Annotated in this window: 17 protein-coding genes; 8 read left to right on the forward strand and 9 right to left on the reverse strand. The window is 63.5% G+C overall.

The window, feature by feature from the left end; translation table 11 throughout:
* Positions 1 to 18: 18 nt before the first annotated feature.
* Both catC and EC86_RS0107620 read right to left on the reverse strand, forming a co-directional pair.
* Positions 19 to 297: a muconolactone Delta-isomerase gene (gene catC, locus EC86_RS0107615; protein ID WP_029525071.1), complete on the reverse strand. Its 279-nt coding sequence runs from the start codon at positions 295 to 297 to the stop codon at positions 19 to 21.
* An 11-nt stretch (positions 298 to 308) separates the two neighbouring features.
* Positions 309 to 1,493, reverse strand: a complete 1,185-nt coding sequence (locus EC86_RS0107620; protein ID WP_029525072.1) for a muconate cycloisomerase family protein — start codon at positions 1,491 to 1,493, stop codon at positions 309 to 311.
* Positions 1,494 to 1,617: 124 nt separating this feature from the next.
* Between EC86_RS0107620 and cynR the strand changes: the two genes are divergently transcribed.
* The gene (gene cynR / locus EC86_RS0107625; RefSeq protein ID WP_029525073.1) at positions 1,618 to 2,496 is read left to right on the forward strand and encodes a transcriptional regulator CynR; all 879 of its coding nucleotides are present in this window, start codon (positions 1,618 to 1,620) and stop codon (positions 2,494 to 2,496) included.
* A gap of 34 nt (positions 2,497 to 2,530) precedes the next feature.
* Here cynR and pcaD read toward each other — a convergent pair whose 3' ends face one another.
* The gene (gene pcaD / locus EC86_RS0107630; RefSeq protein WP_029525074.1) at positions 2,531 to 3,301 is read right to left on the reverse strand and encodes a 3-oxoadipate enol-lactonase; all 771 of its coding nucleotides are present in this window, start codon (positions 3,299 to 3,301) and stop codon (positions 2,531 to 2,533) included.
* 421 nt (positions 3,302 to 3,722) lie between these two features.
* Here pcaD and EC86_RS0107635 point away from each other — a divergent pair, with 421 nt between their 5' ends.
* From EC86_RS0107635 to EC86_RS0107665, 7 genes are all read left to right on the forward strand, one after another.
* Positions 3,723 to 4,004, forward strand: coding sequence for a UxaA family hydrolase (locus EC86_RS0107635; RefSeq protein WP_029525075.1), 282 nt, complete (start codon positions 3,723 to 3,725; stop codon positions 4,002 to 4,004).
* A 52-nt stretch (positions 4,005 to 4,056) separates the two neighbouring features.
* Positions 4,057 to 5,232, forward strand: coding sequence for a UxaA family hydrolase (locus EC86_RS0107640; RefSeq protein WP_029525076.1), 1,176 nt, complete (start codon positions 4,057 to 4,059; stop codon positions 5,230 to 5,232).
* Positions 5,233 to 5,381: 149 nt separating this feature from the next.
* Entirely contained in the window at positions 5,382 to 6,362 is a 981-nt protein-coding gene (locus tag EC86_RS0107645) for a Bug family tripartite tricarboxylate transporter substrate binding protein (RefSeq protein WP_029525077.1), read from the forward strand.
* A gap of 12 nt (positions 6,363 to 6,374) precedes the next feature.
* The gene (locus tag EC86_RS0107650) at positions 6,375 to 7,304 is read left to right on the forward strand and encodes a hydroxyacid dehydrogenase (protein ID WP_029525078.1); all 930 of its coding nucleotides are present in this window, start codon (positions 6,375 to 6,377) and stop codon (positions 7,302 to 7,304) included.
* Between the two features lie 5 nt (positions 7,305 to 7,309).
* Complete coding sequence (locus EC86_RS0107655; protein ID WP_029525079.1) at positions 7,310 to 8,305, forward strand: Ldh family oxidoreductase; 996 nt, start codon at positions 7,310 to 7,312, stop codon at positions 8,303 to 8,305.
* A 19-nt stretch (positions 8,306 to 8,324) separates the two neighbouring features.
* Complete coding sequence (locus EC86_RS0107660) at positions 8,325 to 9,347, forward strand: YeiH family protein (protein WP_029525080.1); 1,023 nt, start codon at positions 8,325 to 8,327, stop codon at positions 9,345 to 9,347.
* A 273-nt stretch (positions 9,348 to 9,620) separates the two neighbouring features.
* Positions 9,621 to 10,331, forward strand: a complete 711-nt coding sequence (locus tag EC86_RS0107665; protein ID WP_051675782.1) for a GntR family transcriptional regulator — start codon at positions 9,621 to 9,623, stop codon at positions 10,329 to 10,331.
* A gap of 154 nt (positions 10,332 to 10,485) precedes the next feature.
* Here the strand turns inward: EC86_RS0107665 and sorU are convergent, their stop codons facing one another.
* From sorU to EC86_RS0107695, 6 genes are all read right to left on the reverse strand, one after another.
* A complete protein-coding gene (gene sorU, locus EC86_RS0107670; protein ID WP_029525082.1) occupies positions 10,486 to 10,824 on the reverse strand; it encodes a SorU family sulfite dehydrogenase c-type cytochrome subunit in 339 nt (112 codons plus the stop codon).
* The gene (gene sorT, locus EC86_RS0107675; RefSeq protein ID WP_029525083.1) at positions 10,821 to 12,026 is read right to left on the reverse strand and encodes a SorT family sulfite dehydrogenase catalytic subunit; all 1,206 of its coding nucleotides are present in this window, start codon (positions 12,024 to 12,026) and stop codon (positions 10,821 to 10,823) included. Before sorT ends, sorU begins: the two co-directional genes overlap by 4 nt.
* Before the next feature lie 91 nt (positions 12,027 to 12,117).
* On the reverse strand, positions 12,118 to 13,119 hold the full coding sequence (locus EC86_RS0107680) for an alcohol dehydrogenase catalytic domain-containing protein (protein ID WP_029525084.1): 1,002 nt from the start codon (positions 13,117 to 13,119) through the stop codon (positions 12,118 to 12,120).
* A gap of 32 nt (positions 13,120 to 13,151) precedes the next feature.
* Complete coding sequence (locus EC86_RS0107685; protein WP_029525085.1) at positions 13,152 to 13,919, reverse strand: SDR family NAD(P)-dependent oxidoreductase; 768 nt, start codon at positions 13,917 to 13,919, stop codon at positions 13,152 to 13,154.
* Positions 13,916 to 15,229 carry a sulfopropanediol 3-dehydrogenase gene (hpsN, locus tag EC86_RS0107690; protein WP_029525086.1) on the reverse strand — a complete coding sequence of 438 codons (1,314 nt, stop codon included), beginning with the start codon at positions 15,227 to 15,229 and terminating at the stop codon, positions 13,916 to 13,918. The genes EC86_RS0107685 and hpsN overlap by 4 nt, the downstream gene beginning before the upstream one ends.
* 120 nt (positions 15,230 to 15,349) lie before the next feature.
* The gene (locus EC86_RS0107695) at positions 15,350 to 16,399 is read right to left on the reverse strand and encodes an ABC transporter substrate-binding protein (RefSeq protein WP_029525087.1); all 1,050 of its coding nucleotides are present in this window, start codon (positions 16,397 to 16,399) and stop codon (positions 15,350 to 15,352) included.
* Positions 16,400 to 16,415 lie beyond the last annotated feature (16 nt).

The raw sequence follows: 16,415 nt of genomic DNA on the forward strand, positions 1-16,415 counted from the left end.
TGTAATGCGGTGTAAAGCTCAGGCAATGGCCGAGAGGTGGGCGGCCAACGGCGTCACGTCGATCTTCATGAACGGGAACAGCGGCAGGCCTTGCAGCAGCTGGTGCAGCTCGTCGTTGGACGACACGTCGAAAATGCTGTAGTTGGCGTATTCACCCACCACGCGCCAGATGCTCTTCCAGCGGCCGTCGCGCTGCAGGTCCTGTGAATAGGCTTTTTCTCTAGCCTTGATCTCGTTGGCCTCGTCAAGAGGCAGATCACGCGGGATGTTCACATCCATACGAACTAAAAACAGCATGGGGTAGCTCCTTAAAAAGTGGCGGCACGTTGGCCGAGGTCGATATGGACTGATGTCAGTCCGGTGCGGGCGCGGTCAAAACGGTTGAGCTGGGCCATGTCCACCTCGACGCCAAAGCCGGGGCCGTCAGGCAGCTGCAGTTCGTAGTCGCAGATCGCCATGCGTTCGGTGACGAGGTCGTCCACCAGCAGCTGCGGGCCAAACAGCTCGCAGCCGTGGTGCTGCGTTCCCAGCGTGGAAAACAGGTGCGCGGCGGCCGCGCTGCCGATGGAGGTTTCCAGCATGGTGCCGCCGTACCACCCGATGTCGGCCGCGTCGGCCACGGCCGCCACCTGGCGCGTGCGCAGCAGGCCGCCATGCTTGGCCACCTTGAGCGAAAACACGTGGCAGGCCTGGGCGCGCGCCAGCAGCATCGCGTCCTGCGGGGTGCAGACGGTCTCGTCGGCCATGATGCTGGCGCGGTCGCCCAGTGTGGCCGTGAGGATTTTGAGCGCCTCGACGTTCCACCTGGCCACGGGTTGCTCGATCAGGGTCACCCCGGCATCGATCAGTTGCGGCAGGTAGCGGCGCGCGGTGCTGCCGTCCCAGGCCTGGTTGACATCGACCGTCAGCGTGGCCCGGCCTTCGAGGCCGCGCGCTATTTGCGACACATGGGCCACGTCTTGCGCCGGGCTTCGGGCGCCGATCTTCATCTTGAAGATGCGGTGGCGCTTTTGCTCCAGGCGCAGCTGGGCTTCTTCGAGGTCGCGGGCCACGTCGCCGCTGGCCAGCGTCCAGGCCAGGGGCAGGCTCTGGTGGCGCTTGCCGCCCAGCAGTTGCCAGGCTGGCAGACTCAACGAGCGCGCCACGGCATCGATCAGCGCCATTTCCACGGCGCTCTTGGCAAAGGCGTTGCCCTTGCAGGCCAGGTCCATGCGGGTCAGCGCGGGTTCAAAGCAGGCGCCGTCCTGGCCGAGCAGCGCGGGCGCAAGGTAGGCGCTGATGGCATGCTGGATGCCTTCGGGTGACTCTTCGTTCCACGACGGCCCGCCAATAGTGGCCGCCTCGCCGAAGCCGCAAGCGCCGTTGGCCAGCCAGAGCTGGACAATGACGGGACTCTGGCGGCTGATTGAGCCAAACGACAGCTTGTGCGGACGGATGGTGGGAATGTCCAAAATCCGCGCCTCGATGCGCTCAATCGGAAAACGTCTCGTCATGGAAGTGACCCTTGCTTCAAAAGTGGAAAACAGCTGAAGATTAAGGGCAAACAAGACCCGCTTCCAATGATTTATTTGGCACAAATCGTTCGATGAAACCGAACGATTGAAGTACGATAAAAGGATGGAAATCCGCCAGCTCCGCTACTTTCTCGACATTGCCCAGACCGAGCACCTGACGCAATCGGCACAAAACCTGTTCGTGACCCAGTCCACGCTGTCGCACGGCCTGCGCCAGCTGGAGCAGGAGCTGAACGTGACCCTGTTCGACCGGCTGGGTCGGGGTCTGAAGCTGTCGCAAGCCGGGGCCGAATTTCGCGTCTATGCCACCCGGGCGCTGAAGGAAATAGAGGCCGGCCGCATGGCGCTGGCCGACCTGAGCGGGCTGCAGTCCGGCAAGCTGACGGTGGGTGCGTTTCCGACTTTCCTGAACACGGTGGTGCCGGCCACGGTGGCAGCCTTCAGCCAGGCGCACCCCGGCGTGATGGTGGAGGTGCGCGACTTGCGCGCAGGCTCGATTGAGGCCTTGCTGCTGCGCGGCGAGCTGGACCTGGGCATTGCCTTTCACCCGACCGAACACGAGGAGATCGAGACCGAGCCGCTTTTCGACGAGCGCATGCTGCTGGTGGTAGGCGCCTTGCATCCCTTGGCGAGGCGGCGCAGCCTGGCCATGAAGGCGCTGGCGAACCTGCCGCTGGCGCTGCTGCCGCGCAGCTTTGCCACGCGCCGGCTCATTGACGCCAGCCTGCGTCAGGCCGGCGTGGCGCCGACGGTCAGGGTGGAGATGGACTCGGTGGAAGCCTTGCTGGGCGTGTGCCGCCACAGCGATCTGGCGAGCATCGTGCCCGAACGCGCCGCGCGGCAGGCGCCGGATCTGCATGCCATCGCGCTGACCGAGCCGCAGATGGTGCGCCATGCGGGAATTTTGTGGCGGCGCGGTGCTTCGCGCAGCGCGGCGGCGCGGGCCTTTGCCGCCCTGCTGCTCACCACGCCGCTGCGCTGAAGCGTCGCGGCACAGGCGGCCGGTGCTGATTTGCTTAAAGCCCGCTCCAGAAATCAGTCAACAGCCGTGCAAAGGCTTCGGGCTGCTCCACCGCGCTCAGGTGCGCAGCGTCCAGACTGCGCAACTGCGCGCCCGCAATGCCTCGGGCAATCGCATGCGACATGGCGGGCGGCGTGGCCTCGTCACGGCTGCCGGCGACGACCAGCGTCGGGCAGGTGATGCGGGCGTTTCCGGCATCCAGGTCGATCTGCATCACGGCAGCGCAGGCAGCGGCGTAAGGACCGGGCGCGGTGGCTTCGAGCACCGCGCGCAGGGCGGCCACGCGGGCGCTGCCGCCGTTCGCATCAGCGCGAAACTCCGGCGTGAACCAGCGCTGCATGGCGCCTTCGGCAATCGGCGCCACGCCCTGGGCAAGCACGGTGTCGATGCGCGCTTGCCACATGGCCCGTGCAGCATCGTCGTAATGACTGGCCGAGTTGGCAATGACGAGGCTACGTACTAATTGCGGGTGGCGCGCCCCCAGTGCCTGGGCGGTCATGCCGCCCAGGGACAGGCCGACGAAATGCACCGGGTCGGTGGCTTGCGCCCGAATCAGGCCGGCTGCGTCGTCGGCCAGGTCGTCAATGGTGTAGGCGCCAGCGGCGGCGGCAGAGCGGCCATGGCCACGGTGGTCATAGCGCAGCACCGTGTAACGATCCTGCAGCGCGGCGGCCACGCCGTCCCACATGGTCAGGTCGCAGCCCAGGGCATGGCTCAATACAACCAAGGGGCCTTGGCCTTGTTTCACGAAATGAAGTTGCGGCATGCGTGTGTTCCTGCTGGTTTAAAAAGGTCGGTATTGTGCCTGTTTGTCCGCCCATCGACCCCCCTGGACGCTTGCAGACTGGGCTGTACCAGCAAAAAACGGGTTTCAAAATTAGCGGTAGTTTGTTAAACCAAAAGGCATATCTCAAATCACTGAAACGCAAGCCTGGCGAAAGTTTGCGGGCGGTCTCACTCATTTACGAACGAATCCTTATGCCTACCCTTCCTTGGAACGCATAGCTGTATTGCTCACGGCATAGCCGAAAAGACAAAAAATGCATTTTGACACCAACCATGGGGATAACCCTAGTCACCGAGTCATATAGATGATCTATATTTATCTGGCAGACAAATGCTGTCGCGACCTTTCAGATTAACGGGACCCGGTCCCTCGATTGCTCATCCACTCAAGGAGAATTTCAGTGATCCATTGCGTATTGCACGAAGAAAAAGACAGCGTCGCTGTCGTTGTTGTCGAAGGCATCCAGGCCGGCCAGGACATGACCGCCCTGATTCTGGACGATGACCGCACCATCACCATCAAGGCCAATGCGGCCATCCCGATCGGCCACAAGGTGGCGGTCAAGGACATGGCTGCGGGCGACACCGTCATGAAATACGGCACCGACATCGGCAAGGTCGTGGCGCCCATCGCCATTGGCGACCATGCCCACGTCCACAACATCAAGACCAAGCGCTGGTAAATCGCCGCCGCCCGTCCTTCCGCCCATTCAATTCCATTCAAGGTTTTCTCTCATGTCCATCATCGACAAAAACACGACTTTCTGGGGCTACCGCCGCGAAAACGGCCGCGTCGGCGTGCGCAACCACGTCATCATCCTTCCGCTGGACGACCTGTCCAACGCCGCAGCCGAGGCCGTTGCCCACGCGGTCAAGGGCACCATGGCGATTCCGCACCCTTATGGCCGCCTGCAATTCGGCGCCGACTTGGAGCTGCATTTCCGCACGCTGATCGGCGCCGGTTCCAACCCCAACGTCGCCGCCGTGGTGGTGATCGGCATCGAGGACAGCTGGACCAAGCAGGTGGTGGACGGCATTGCCGCCACCGGCAAGCCGGTGGTCGGCTTCGGCATCGAAGGCCATGGCGACCACGAAACCATCATGAAGGCGTCGCAGGCCGCCAAGAAGATGATCCAGCACGCGACCAGCCTGTTCCGCGTCGAATGCCCAATCTCTGACCTGTGGGTATCGACCAAATGCGGCGAATCCGACACCACGTCGGGCTGCGGCGCGAACCCGACGGTGGGCAATGCTTTTGACAAGCTGTACGACCTGGGCACCACGCTGGTCTTCGGCGAAACCTCCGAGCTGACCGGCGGCGAACACCTGGTGGCCGCTCGATGCCGCACCGAGAAGGTCCGCACCGACTTCATGAAGATGTTCGACGACTACCAGGCCATGATCAAGCGCCACGCCACGACCGACCTGTCGGACTCGCAGCCGACCAAGGGCAACATCGCCGGCGGCCTGACGACCATTGAGGAAAAGGCATTGGGCAACATCCAGAAAATCGGCAAGAAATGCATGGTCGACGGCGTGCTTGGCAAGGCTGAGATGCCCGACAAGCCAGGCCTGTGGTTCATGGACTCATCGTCCGCCGCTGCAGAAATGGTCACGCTGTGCGCCGCCTCGGGCTTTGCGGTGCATCTCTTCCCCACCGGCCAGGGCAACGTCATCGGCAATGCCATCGTGCCGGTCATCAAGATCTGCGCCAACCCGCGCACCGTGCGACTGATGAGCGAGCACATCGACGTGGACTGCTCCGGCCTGCTGCAGCGCGAACAAACCATGGATGCCGCCGGCGACGCGCTGCTCGACATGATGATGCAGACCGTCAACGGCCGCTTCACCTCGGCCGAGGCGCTGGGCCACCGCGAATTCGTGATGACCCGCCTGTTCGAAAGCGCCTGAGCGCCACGCGCTGACTGCGCTTTCCTGCTGCGGCCCAGGCCGCAGCAGGGCATTTCAAGGTTACTTGCAAACGTCGTGCATGCGCGCGCGAAGCGCCGCTGTGCATGCCTGTATTGGAAACAGAGCCAACCCAACCTACGGAGATTTGAATGATCACACGGCGTTTTGCCCTTCACGCGATTGCATCGGCTGCGGCCGTGTCGCTTGTTCCCTCCCTCTCTTTGGCCCAGGACTCGGGCGCCTATCCATCCAAGCCGATCCGCTACATCGTTCCGTTTCCGCCGGGCGGCCTGACCGACGTGATGGCACGACTGATCGCGCTCAATGCCGGCATGGCGCTCAAGCAATCCGTTTTGGTGGACAACCGCGCCGGTGCCAGCGCCAACCTGGGCGCCGACCTGGCCGCCAAGTCTGCGCCCGACGGCTACACCTGGCTGGCCATCACGCTGGCCCATGCCGTCAACCAGTCGCTGTTCACCAACCTGCCCTACAGCCTTGAAAAAAACCTCGCGCCTGTGGCCCACCTGGCCACCAGCCCGCTGGTGCTGGTCGTGAATGAAAGTAACCCCGCCAGGACGCTGGCCGATTTTCTGGTGCAGGCCCGCGCCAAGCGGCTCAATGCCGGCTCCAGCGGCAATGGCACACCGCCCCATCTGGGCCTGGAACTGCTGGCGCTCAATGCCAAGATCGACGTTTCGCACATCCCATACAAGGGCGGCGCGCCATCGCTCAACGACCTGCTGGGCTCGCAGCTCGATTTCATCGTTTCCAACCTGCCCGAATGCTCGACCTACGTGAAGGCCGGCAAGCTGCGCGCACTGGCCGTGACATCGGCCAAGCGCCATCCGCTGCTGCCCGACGTGCCAACGTTTGCCGAAGCCGGCCTGCCCGGCGTTGAACTGGAAAACTGGACCGGCCTGATGATGCCGGCCGGCACGCCCAAGGCCATCATCGACAAAGTCTCGGCCGAAGCCATCCGGTCGGTCAAGTCCAGGGAAGTCGCGGACCGCGTGGCGTCCATGGGCTTCACGCCCACGGGCCTGGGCCCGGCCGAATTTGGCGAACTGATCAAGAAAGACGTGGCGCGCTGGCGCGAGATCGTCAAGGTCCGCAACATCCAGGCCGGCTAAGGCGCACCCAGCATGAAAAAAATTGTCATTACCGAGTTCATGGACGAAGCGGCCGTCGCTTCGCTGCGCACGGCGTTCAACGTCGTCTACGACCCCAGGCTGGTGGACGATGCGGCCCGCCTGATGGTCGAAGTGCCTGATGCCGATGCCGTGATCGTGCGCAATCGCACCCAGATTCGCGGCGAATTACTGGCAGCCTGCGCCCGGGCCACAGTCATTGGCCGGCTCGGCGTGGGTCTGGACAACATCGACGTGGCCGCCTGCGAAGCGCGCGGCATGCAGGTAATTCCCGCCACCGGCGCGAACGCCTTGGCCGTCGCCGAGTACGTGATCGGCACCGCGATGGTGCTGCTGCGCGGCGTCTATTTGTCCAGCGAGACCGTTGCCAGCGGCCAATGGCCCCGGGCGGCGCTGTCTAACGGACGCGAGATTTCAGGCACCTGCCTGGGGCTGGTCGGCTTTGGCGGCATTGGCCGGCTGACGGCCCGGCTGGCGCAGGGCCTGGGCATGCGCGTGATGGCGCACGACCCGATGCTCGCGCCAGGCAGCCCGGTGTGGCAGGAAACCGGCGTGCAATGCGCGTCGCTCGAAGAACTCATCGCGCAGGCCGACGTGGTCAGCCTGCATGTGCCGCTGACGCCCGGCACGGCCAACCTGCTGTCGGCACAGCGCATTGCGCAGATGAAGCGCGGCGCCGTCGTGATCAACACCTCGCGCGGCGGCATTGCCGATGAAGCGGCGGTGGCTGCCGCCTTGCGCGAAGGCTGTCTGGGCGGCGCGGCGTTCGACGTATTCGAGCCCGAGCCGCTGGGCGCCGGCACGCCCTGGGAAGGCTGCCCGAATGCCATACTCACGCCGCATGTGGCCGGCGTCACCGCCGAGTCCAATGTGCGCGTTTCCACCCTGATTGCGGCCGCCGTGGCCCGCGCCCTGAAAGCCTGACCCCCATGCTGCACTCGTACGAAGAACTCAATACCCTGGTGCAAGCCGCGCTGACCCAAGCCGGCGCCTCGCCCGCGCAGGCCAGCGCCACGGCCCTGGCCCTGGTGGCCGCCGAAGCCAGCGGCCTGCCGTCGCATGGCCTGTCGCGCGTCACCATGTATGTCGGCCATCTCAAGGCGGGGCGCGTGGTCGGCGATGCCGTGCCGGTGATCAGGAACCAGCGCGCCAGCGCCGTGCTGATCGATGCCGGCAACGGTTTTGCCTTCCCGGCCTGCCGCATGGCCATCGACGAAGCCATCCGGCGTGCGTCGCAGACCGGCATTGCGATTGCCGCAGTCACCAACAGCCACCACTTCGGCATGGCCTCCTACCACCTGGACGCCGTGGCCGGCGCCGGCATGGTCGGCATTGCCTGCGGCAACTCGCCGGCGGCCATGCCGGCGGCGGGCGGCAAGCGGCCGATTTTCGGCACCAACCCGATTGCGGCCATCTTCCCGCGTGAAGGCAAAAATCCGCTCAGCATCGACCTGTCGCTGTCCGAGGTAGCGCGCGGAAAATTGATGGTGGCGGCCAAAAAAGGCGAATCCATTCCGCTGGGCTGGGCGCTGGACGCCGACGGCAACCCGACCACCGACCCGAAAAAAGGCATGGAAGGCTCGATGCTGCCGATGGGCGGCGTGAAGGGCGCGATGCTGGCCCTGATGGTCGAATTGCTGGTGACCACGCTGACCGGTGCGCACTTTGGCGCCGAGGCTGACACCTTTTTTGTCGATGAAGGCAACCAGCCCCGGCTGGGCCAGGCTTTCATCGTCATCGATCCGGGTGCGCTGGGCGGCTCCGCCGTCTACAGCGAGCGGATCGAAGCCCTGCTGTCGGCCATGCTGGTGGACGAGGGCGTGCGGTTGCCCGGCCAGCGCCGGTTCGACCTCATGGCCAGGGCCGATGCTTCGGGCATCGACGTGGCCCAGGCGACCCTCGATGCGATCCACGCCTTGACCTGAACCGACCTCGAAGAACCTGATGGAATTGAGCCGAAGCTACTTCAAAGGGTGCGTCCCTGGCGCGCTGATCTGCGCCGTGATCGCGTTGTCGGCCACTTTTTTGTCGGAACACTACGGCGGCCCGCAACTGCTTTATGCCTTGCTGATCGGGCTGTCGCTGCATTTTTTGTCATTGCAGGAAAGCACCCGGATCGGCATCAACTTCTGCGCCAAGACGGTGCTGCGGGTGGGGGTCGCGCTGCTGGGCATCCGCATCACGCTGGGCCAGGTCTCGCAACTGGGCATGAGCGTGGGCGTGGTGCTGGTGCTGGCCGTCGCCCTCACGATCGGTTCGGGCCTGCTGCTGGCGCGCTGGCTCAAGCGCCCCATCGAGGAAGGCATCCTGTCCGGCGGTTCGGTTGGCATCTGCGGCGCGTCGGCGGCCATGGCCATTTCTTCGGTGCTTCCCCAGACAAAGGAAAACGAGCGTTTCACCCTGCTGGCCGTGGTGGGCGTGACCGTGCTGTCGACCACCGCCATGGTGCTCTACCCGTTCTTCATGCATCTGCTCGATCTGTCGCCGGTGCAGTCGGGCATTTTCCTGGGCGGCACCATCCATGACGTGGCGCAGGTGGTGGCCGCCGGCATGATGATGGGCCAGGAAGCCGGCGATGCGGCCACGGTGGTCAAGCTGTTTCGCGTCGTGCTGCTGATGCCGGTGGTGCTGCTGATCGCCTTTGCCTACCGCCAGAACCCCGAGGCGGCGATAGAGGAAGGCTCGGTAAGGGACAAGGTGCCGCTGGTGCCCACTTTCCTGATCGGCTTCATCGTTCTGGTGCTGGTGGCCAGCACCGGCATGGTGCCGGCGGCTGTCGTGCAGTCGGCCAACGACATTTCGCGCTGGTGCCTGGTGATCGCCATTTCCGCTGCGGGCGTGAAGACCAGCTTCGAAGACCTGCAAAAGCTCGGCTGGCAGCCTGTGGTGATGCTGGTGACCGAAACGGCGGTGATCGCCACCTTCGTGCTGGCGGCCATCATGGTGCTGAAACTGGGAGCGCACTGAAAAAGCGGGCGCAACAAGGGCTTTTACAATCAGCCCGGCCAGCACAGTCTTCAGGACTTGTTCACCGCTTGGCGCGGAGACAGCGCTGGCTCTCCAGCGCAACCACCCATGAGCAAATCCCCATCGTGAAAAAAAAAGCAGCCAGCCCAGAGCATTTCGCTCCATTGACTTCATGAACGCCGGCTCAAAGTCCAGCCGCTCCCTGGCTGCAGGAGGCATCGCCCTGGTGGCGCGCGGCGAGTTCGTCATGGTTTCAAACGGGAGGCGCTGACCGTGCTGTACCGTCAAGTCAAGCGGCAGTTGATTGCAGACATTCAGTCCGGCGTTGCCGCGCCCGGTGCGGCGCTGCCCAATGAAACCGATCTTGCCCGGCGCTTCAACGTGTCCATCGGCACCGTGCGGCGCGCGGTGGACGAACTGGTGGCCGAGCATGTGCTGGTGCGCCAGCAGGGACGCGGCACCTTTGTCGGCAAGATGGACCGCGAGCGGTTCATGTTCCAGTTCTTCAAGATTGCCGGACGTGACGGCGTCAGCGAGTTCCCGCAGGTGCGCCTGCACACGTTCACCCGGTCCCGCGCCACGCGCGAAGAAGCGCAGGCACTTGGCCTGCATGGTACCCAGTCGGTGTTTTGTATCGACAACGTGCTGCTGCTCAAGGGCCGGCCCGTCATTCATGACCATATCGTCATCGCGGCCACCATGTTTCCCGGCCTCACCGAGGACGTTTTTACCAAGCGGACGGCCACCATTTACGGGCTTTACCAGTCAGCCTTCGGCATCACGATCGTGGAGGCCGACGAACGGGTACGCGCCGAACTGGTCAGCCTGGAGAGCGCCCGTTTGCTGAACCTGCCTGCCGGCATGCCGGTGCTGCGCATCGAACGCGTGGCTTATACCTTTGACCGCAAGCCTGCCGAATTCCGGATTTCCGTAGTCGACACGCGCGATGTCGACTATGTTTCGCGCATGCGCGATGCTGCCTGAGAATGAAATTAAAGCATGAAATGCGACTCCAGCCCAATGACTGCGTGCGCAATTTGCTATCTATTTTGTAGTGGCTACCGGAGCCCTTGAAGCAAAAAAGCAATAGGCTTGTCGAAAAATATCGCCCAGACCCAATGTGTCTGGGCGGGTTGGTTTACTTGGTGGCGCCGCTGGCCTTGGCGACATAGCTCGAAATGGCCTGTATTTGTGCCTCGCTCAGCGATGTTTTGTAAGAAGGCATTTGCCCAATGCCATTGCGCAGCGCAGTCGCCACCCGCGTGGCATCCGGCTGGAGTTCGTCAAGCACGGGGCCGACAGCGCCTTCTGTTCCGGCGTCCTTGAGCGTATGGCAAAGCGCACAGGCGGGAACTGCCAGCTGGGTGAACAGCTTCTTGCCCAGTTCAAGTTGCGCGGTGTCGTCGGCAGCAGCCGCGGGCATCCATGCACCGGTTCCCAGGCAGGCTGATGCGGCCAGCAGATAAAGCGGTTTCATGCGACCGTCACCTTCACCGCGTGATCGGCCCAGCTGGTGTTGTTGAAGCCGCCGGCATTTTCCACGCGCTGCTCGGGCTGCACATTGCCGGCACTGTCCGTGGCACGGCTGGCCAGCGTGAATTCTCCAGCAGGCATCTTGGCGACGAAGACAAACTGTCGCCAAGCGTATTTCCCCAGATCCGGCCCCACAAAGCGGCCCGATGCCCAGGATTTTCCGCCGTCGAGCGACACTTCGACTTTGGCTACAGCGTTCAAGCCCCCAAACGCCACGCCCAGAATCTGTACCGTCCCGGCCTTGACAGGCCCTTGGTCGGCATTGGGCGAATTGATCCAGGATTTGACGGACATTTCCTGAACGGAAGGCTGGCTTGGGTCGCCCTTGGCGCCGGGCGGTGAGAGCCGGTAGCCGTGCGACATGATGCGGGCATCGGTCTCCTTGGCGGTAAACGCCAGTTCCTTGATGTATTTGATGTTGTTGACACCGGTATAGCCAGGCACGATCAGGCGCAACGGACCGCCATGCGCCAGGGGAATGGGCTGACCATTCATCTCCCACGCCAGCAAGGCATCGGCCATGGCCGATGTGGGTACCGAACGCTCGACGATCACGCTTTTGGGATCGAGTCCTTCAGGCAATTTTTCACCGCCGGTCCCTGTCATGTATTTCATGCCTTCGCCCACGCCGCCCAATGCCTGGGCTACCAACCGTACAGGCACCCCACTCCAGATCACGCAGCCTGCGGCGCCGACCTGCCAGGGCGTGCCGCTGGGCTTGCTGGGGAAGTAACCGCGACCATTGCCAGAGCACTGCAGCACCATGGCAGTGGTCTCGACGCCCAGGGTCTTGAGTTCGCGCAGGCTCAGTTTGCGGGGGTTCTTGACGCCTTCGACCGCGATCTCCCAGGCATCCCGGTCGGTCACGATGGCGCTGTCGGGTGCGGGCAGGTTGTTGCGAATGTAGAGCTGCTCAGAAGGCGTGATGACGCTTGTGCCAAAGGCGCTGCGTCTGGTTTCAATGGTAGTGTTGCTGTGGACGATGAAGTTCGAAGGCTCTTTCCAGCTCACATAGGCGGGCATTGGTTTGGGGGCGGCCTGGGCCACGGCGCCTCGCGTAAAGCTGGCCAGCCCGACGCTGGCCAGCGCGACTGCACTGCCAGCCAGCATGTGGCGTCGTGGCAAGGATTGGGGTTGTTGCTGCATTTTGTCTCCTGTGGTTGTTGATCTGAAATACTGCGAGGGGGCGATAAGCGCTGCTGGTTATCCCCGCGAGTGCCGCATTGGCGACCGTCAATCAGGGGCGCAGGACGATCTTGGCCGATGCGGAAAGCCCCTCGTCAAGGTCCTGGAAGGTACGCTGGCCTTGGGCCAGCGGCCGCTGCTCGACCCAGGCCAGGTCACCGAATACGCCCGCGTGCAGGGCGGCTACGGTGGCGCGCAGGTCGGCGGTGGTGTAGGTGTAGGTGCCCAGCAGCGTGATTTCTGAAAGCGTCAGCTTGCGCATGTCGATTTCACTGGACCAGTCCTGCAGGCCCACATGCATGATCACGCCGCCGGGCCGGATGGCAGCAAACGCCTGCTGGCGGGTGACTTTGGCGCCCACGGCATCGAGTACATAGTCGTACTCGTTTTCGCCAGGCGCCTGTTCGCGGGGGTCCAGGGTGTCGCAGCTGGCATGGCGCTGCACGGCTTCGCGGCGCAGGGCATTGGGCTCGCTCAGGGTGAGCCGCACCACGCCCAGGTGCTTGAGCAGCAAGGCAGCCAGCATCCCGATGGCGCCGCCGCCAATCACCAGTACCCGGCATTCATGAACAGGCCTTGGAAGCACGCGCAGCGACAGGTTGACGGCGTGCCAGGCCGTGGCGGCCGGCTCGGTAAGAGCTGCTGCCACGTCAAGCATGTCCTGCGGCATGGCGATCAGCGAGGCCGCCGGAATGCTCATGTACTCGGCATAGGCGCCGGGCCGGGTCATGCCGACCATGGTGCGGTTGATGCACAGGTTGTTGCGGCCCTGCACGCAATAGTCGCAAATGCCGCAGGTGATCAGCGGGTTGCCGGTAAAGCGCGTGCCCGGCTCAAAGCCGACAGCAGCCGACTCGGCCACCGTGCCAACGAACTCGTGGCCCAGCACCAGCCCCGGCTTGCGCCTTGGGTCATGCCCATGCCAGGCGTGCATGTCGGAGCCGCAGATGCCGACCGCATCGATTTTCAGCACCACTTCGCCCGCCACCAGTTCGGGCCGGGGGCGTTCCTGGAGCTGCAGTTCATTGGGCTGTGTATAGACAAGCGCTTTCATAGGATTCATCCTTTTGGAGGAGTTAACAGGAGTTAACGCGCCGTGAAACCGCCATCGACCATCAGCGTCTGGCCGGTGATGTAGGCACTGGCCTGGCTGGCCAGAAACACGGTGGCGCCATACAGGTCGGTTAGCTCCCCATTGCGACCGACACAGGTTTGCGCCGCATTTCGCTGGGCCAGTTCGGGGTTGTCGAACACGGCGGCGGTGAGCGCGGTCGGGAAAAATCCCGGCCCCAGGGCATTGCAGGTGATGCCGTGGGGCGACCATTCCTGGGCAATGGCCCGGGTCAGTTGCACCACGCCGCCCTTGCCCGCGCCGTAGGGTGCGCTGTTGGCAAAGGCGCGCCAGCTTTGCAGCGATGCAATGTTGATGATGCGGCCCCAGCCACGCGCCTTCATGGCCGGCGCGAGTGCCTGTGTCAGGAAGAAAGGCGCAGCCAGGTGCAAGGCCAACTGGGTCGTCCAGCTCTCGGGCGTGACTTCCATAAAGGTCTGGCGCATGTTGATGCCGGCAGCATTCACGAGGATATCGACGCCGCCCAGCAAATCCTGGGCGGCCAGGGCCGCCTGCCGTGCCTCGGTGGGGTTGGCCAGGTTGGCCGCCAGGGCGGTGACGGCAACCCCCTCGGCGCTCAGTCGGGCGGCAGCCAAATCGAGCTCGGGCTGGCGCCGCGCCATCAGCAGCACCTGCGCGCCCGCCAAGCCCAGCGCACGCGCCATTGCTTCGCCGATGCCGGAATTGCCGCCGGTGACCAGCGCGCGCCGGCCCGACAGGTCGAACAGCTGAGCGATCTTCATACCGACACAGGCTCGCCCAACTCGAACGAGACGCCAGGGAAATACTTGGCCAGCCGGTCATCGGCCGTGCGGGCATGGGCTTCCATGCCTTCGAGCCGCGAAATTCGGGCAGTGACTTCGCCGATATCGCGGGCGCCTTCGCGCGTCATGCGCTGCCAGGTCAGGGTCTTCATGAATTTGTGCACCGACAGGCCTCCCGAATACCGGGCGGCGCCCTTGGTGGGCAACACATGGTTGGGCCCGCTGGCCTTGTCGCCGAACGCCACCGTGGTTTCCTCACCCAGGAACAGCGAGCCGTAGGACGTCAGGTTGGCCAGCCACCAGTCCAGGTCGCGGGTATGCACTTCCAGGTGCTCGCTGGCATAGCGGTCTGACAGCGCTGCCACTTCCTCGCGGGTGTCACACACCATCACTTCGCCGTAATCGCGCCAGGCGCAGGCGGCGGCATCGCGGGCCGTGGGAGGCAATTTTTCGATGAGCGCCGGCACCATTTGCATGACCTGTTCGGCCAGTGCCCGGGACGTGGTGAACAGCCAGGCAGGCGATTCGTGGCCATGCTCCGCCTGGCCCACCAGGTCGCTGGCGACCAGGGCCGGATCGGCGCTGTCGTCGGCTATGACCGCCACTTCCGACGGGCCGGCAAAAACATCGATCCCGACCTTGCCAAACAAGGTGCGCTTGGCTTCGGCAACGAATTTATTGCCGGGTCCGACGATGACATCGGCAGGCTTTCCGGTGAAAAGGCCATAGGCCATGGAGGCAATGGCCTGGACCCCGCCCAAGGTCATGATGACGTCGGCACCGGCCCGGTCAAAGGCGTACAGCAGATAAGGATGCATGGGCCCGCCGCGAAACGGGCCCGAGCAGGCAATGATGGTCTTCACGCCAGCCGCCCGGGCAGTGGCCACGCCCATGTAGGCCGAAGCGATATGCGCATAGCGCCCGGCAGGGGCATAGCACCCCGCCACATTGACAGGCAACACGCGCTGGCCGGCCGTCACGCCCGGATGCAGGCCCACCGAGAATTCCTGCAGCGACTGTCGCTGCGCCAGCGCAAAGGCGCTGACCTGCCTGATGGCGAAATCGATGTCTTGGCGCACCTGGGCGGGCACCTCGGCGCTACGGCGATCAATCTCGTCGCGTGTGACGACGATGTCGCCTTGCCACTGGTCCAGCTGGCTTGCATAGGCGCGCACCGCCGCCTCGCCCTTGGCGCCGATCTCCGCCAGCATGGTGGTGACGACCTGCTGGGCGCTGGCCGTTTCGGTTTCGGGGGTCTTGTCGGCTTTTTTCAAATAGCTCACGGTCATGTCCATCTCCTTTGGAATGTATAAAAAAGCATTGCTTGCGGCACGCGTGAAAGGGCTTGCAAGTGAAAAATTGAAAAAGGAAGCCCATCAATGCCAGACGTTCTGGTGCTTGCTGTGGATTTATTTGGTCCGGTTGGCAAATTCGCGCAGTTTGGGGTCGGCGTTGACGCGCTTCATATAGGCATCGGTTATGTATTCGCTGCCCTGCGGCACGGTGTTGATGGCGCCAGTGCCACGCATGAACGTGGAAATCTCTCCAAACCAGGCATCCATGTCGGAACTTCCACGGCTGCGGTCCATGCGGGCCAGCTGCTGCTCCAGGTTAAAGGTCGGGCGCTTTGCAAATTCTTTTTGCAGCGACGCGTCGGTGATGTTCACACCGCCCTGCTCGTAGAACTTTCGCATCATCGCAATCGCCTCTGGCCGGTTGGCATTCATCCACGACCAGGCCCGCAGGTAGACCGACAAAAACTTGGCCACCTCCTCTGGTTTTTGTTCTGCATATTCACCGCGCGCAATCAGCGCGCCCGGGACGATCGCGCCGCCGTCCTTGCCCGAGCAAAGCTGGACCGCACCTGCTTTTTCCTCGACCGCATAGGTATTGGGCGCCCATAGCCCGGCCAGGTTGGCGCCGCCCGATGCCAGCGCCGAGATGATTTCGGCCTGCCCCATGTTTTTCATCATCACGTCCTGTTTGGTCAGGCCGTATTTCTTCAGGCACGACTGGACCGCGAAATCGCCGGTGGAGTTGCTGGTGAGCAAGATGGTCTGGCCCTTCATTGAAGCCGGGTTCTTGGTGATCTGGTCTGCCACGGCCTTGCTGACCATCAAGGCATTGGCGTCCGACTCGTCATTGGTCAGGCCGATGGTCTTGATGCCAAAACGCACATGACCCAGCACCGCCGGAACTGAGCCGGTAGCACCCACATCCCATGATTTGGCTGCTGATGCCGCCATTTGCGGAACACCAGCAGGAAAAATGCTGAACACCGGCTTGAGGCCTAACTCGGCCCACCAGTTCTTTTCTGTCGCCACATAAAAGGGCAATGCCCAGTACAGGGCCGGCTGGTAGCTGACCTTGATTTCGGTCAGTGGTGCCTGGGCCTGGGCGCTCAGACTGGTGCTGGCGACAACGGCACTCAGCAAGATGTTGCGCAAAAAGGTTGTCATGGGAGTTTCCTGAAGT

Origin of the sequence: Polaromonas glacialis, from assembly GCF_000709345.1 — a bacterium.
Lineage (GTDB): Bacteria > Pseudomonadota > Gammaproteobacteria > Burkholderiales > Burkholderiaceae_C > Polaromonas > Polaromonas glacialis.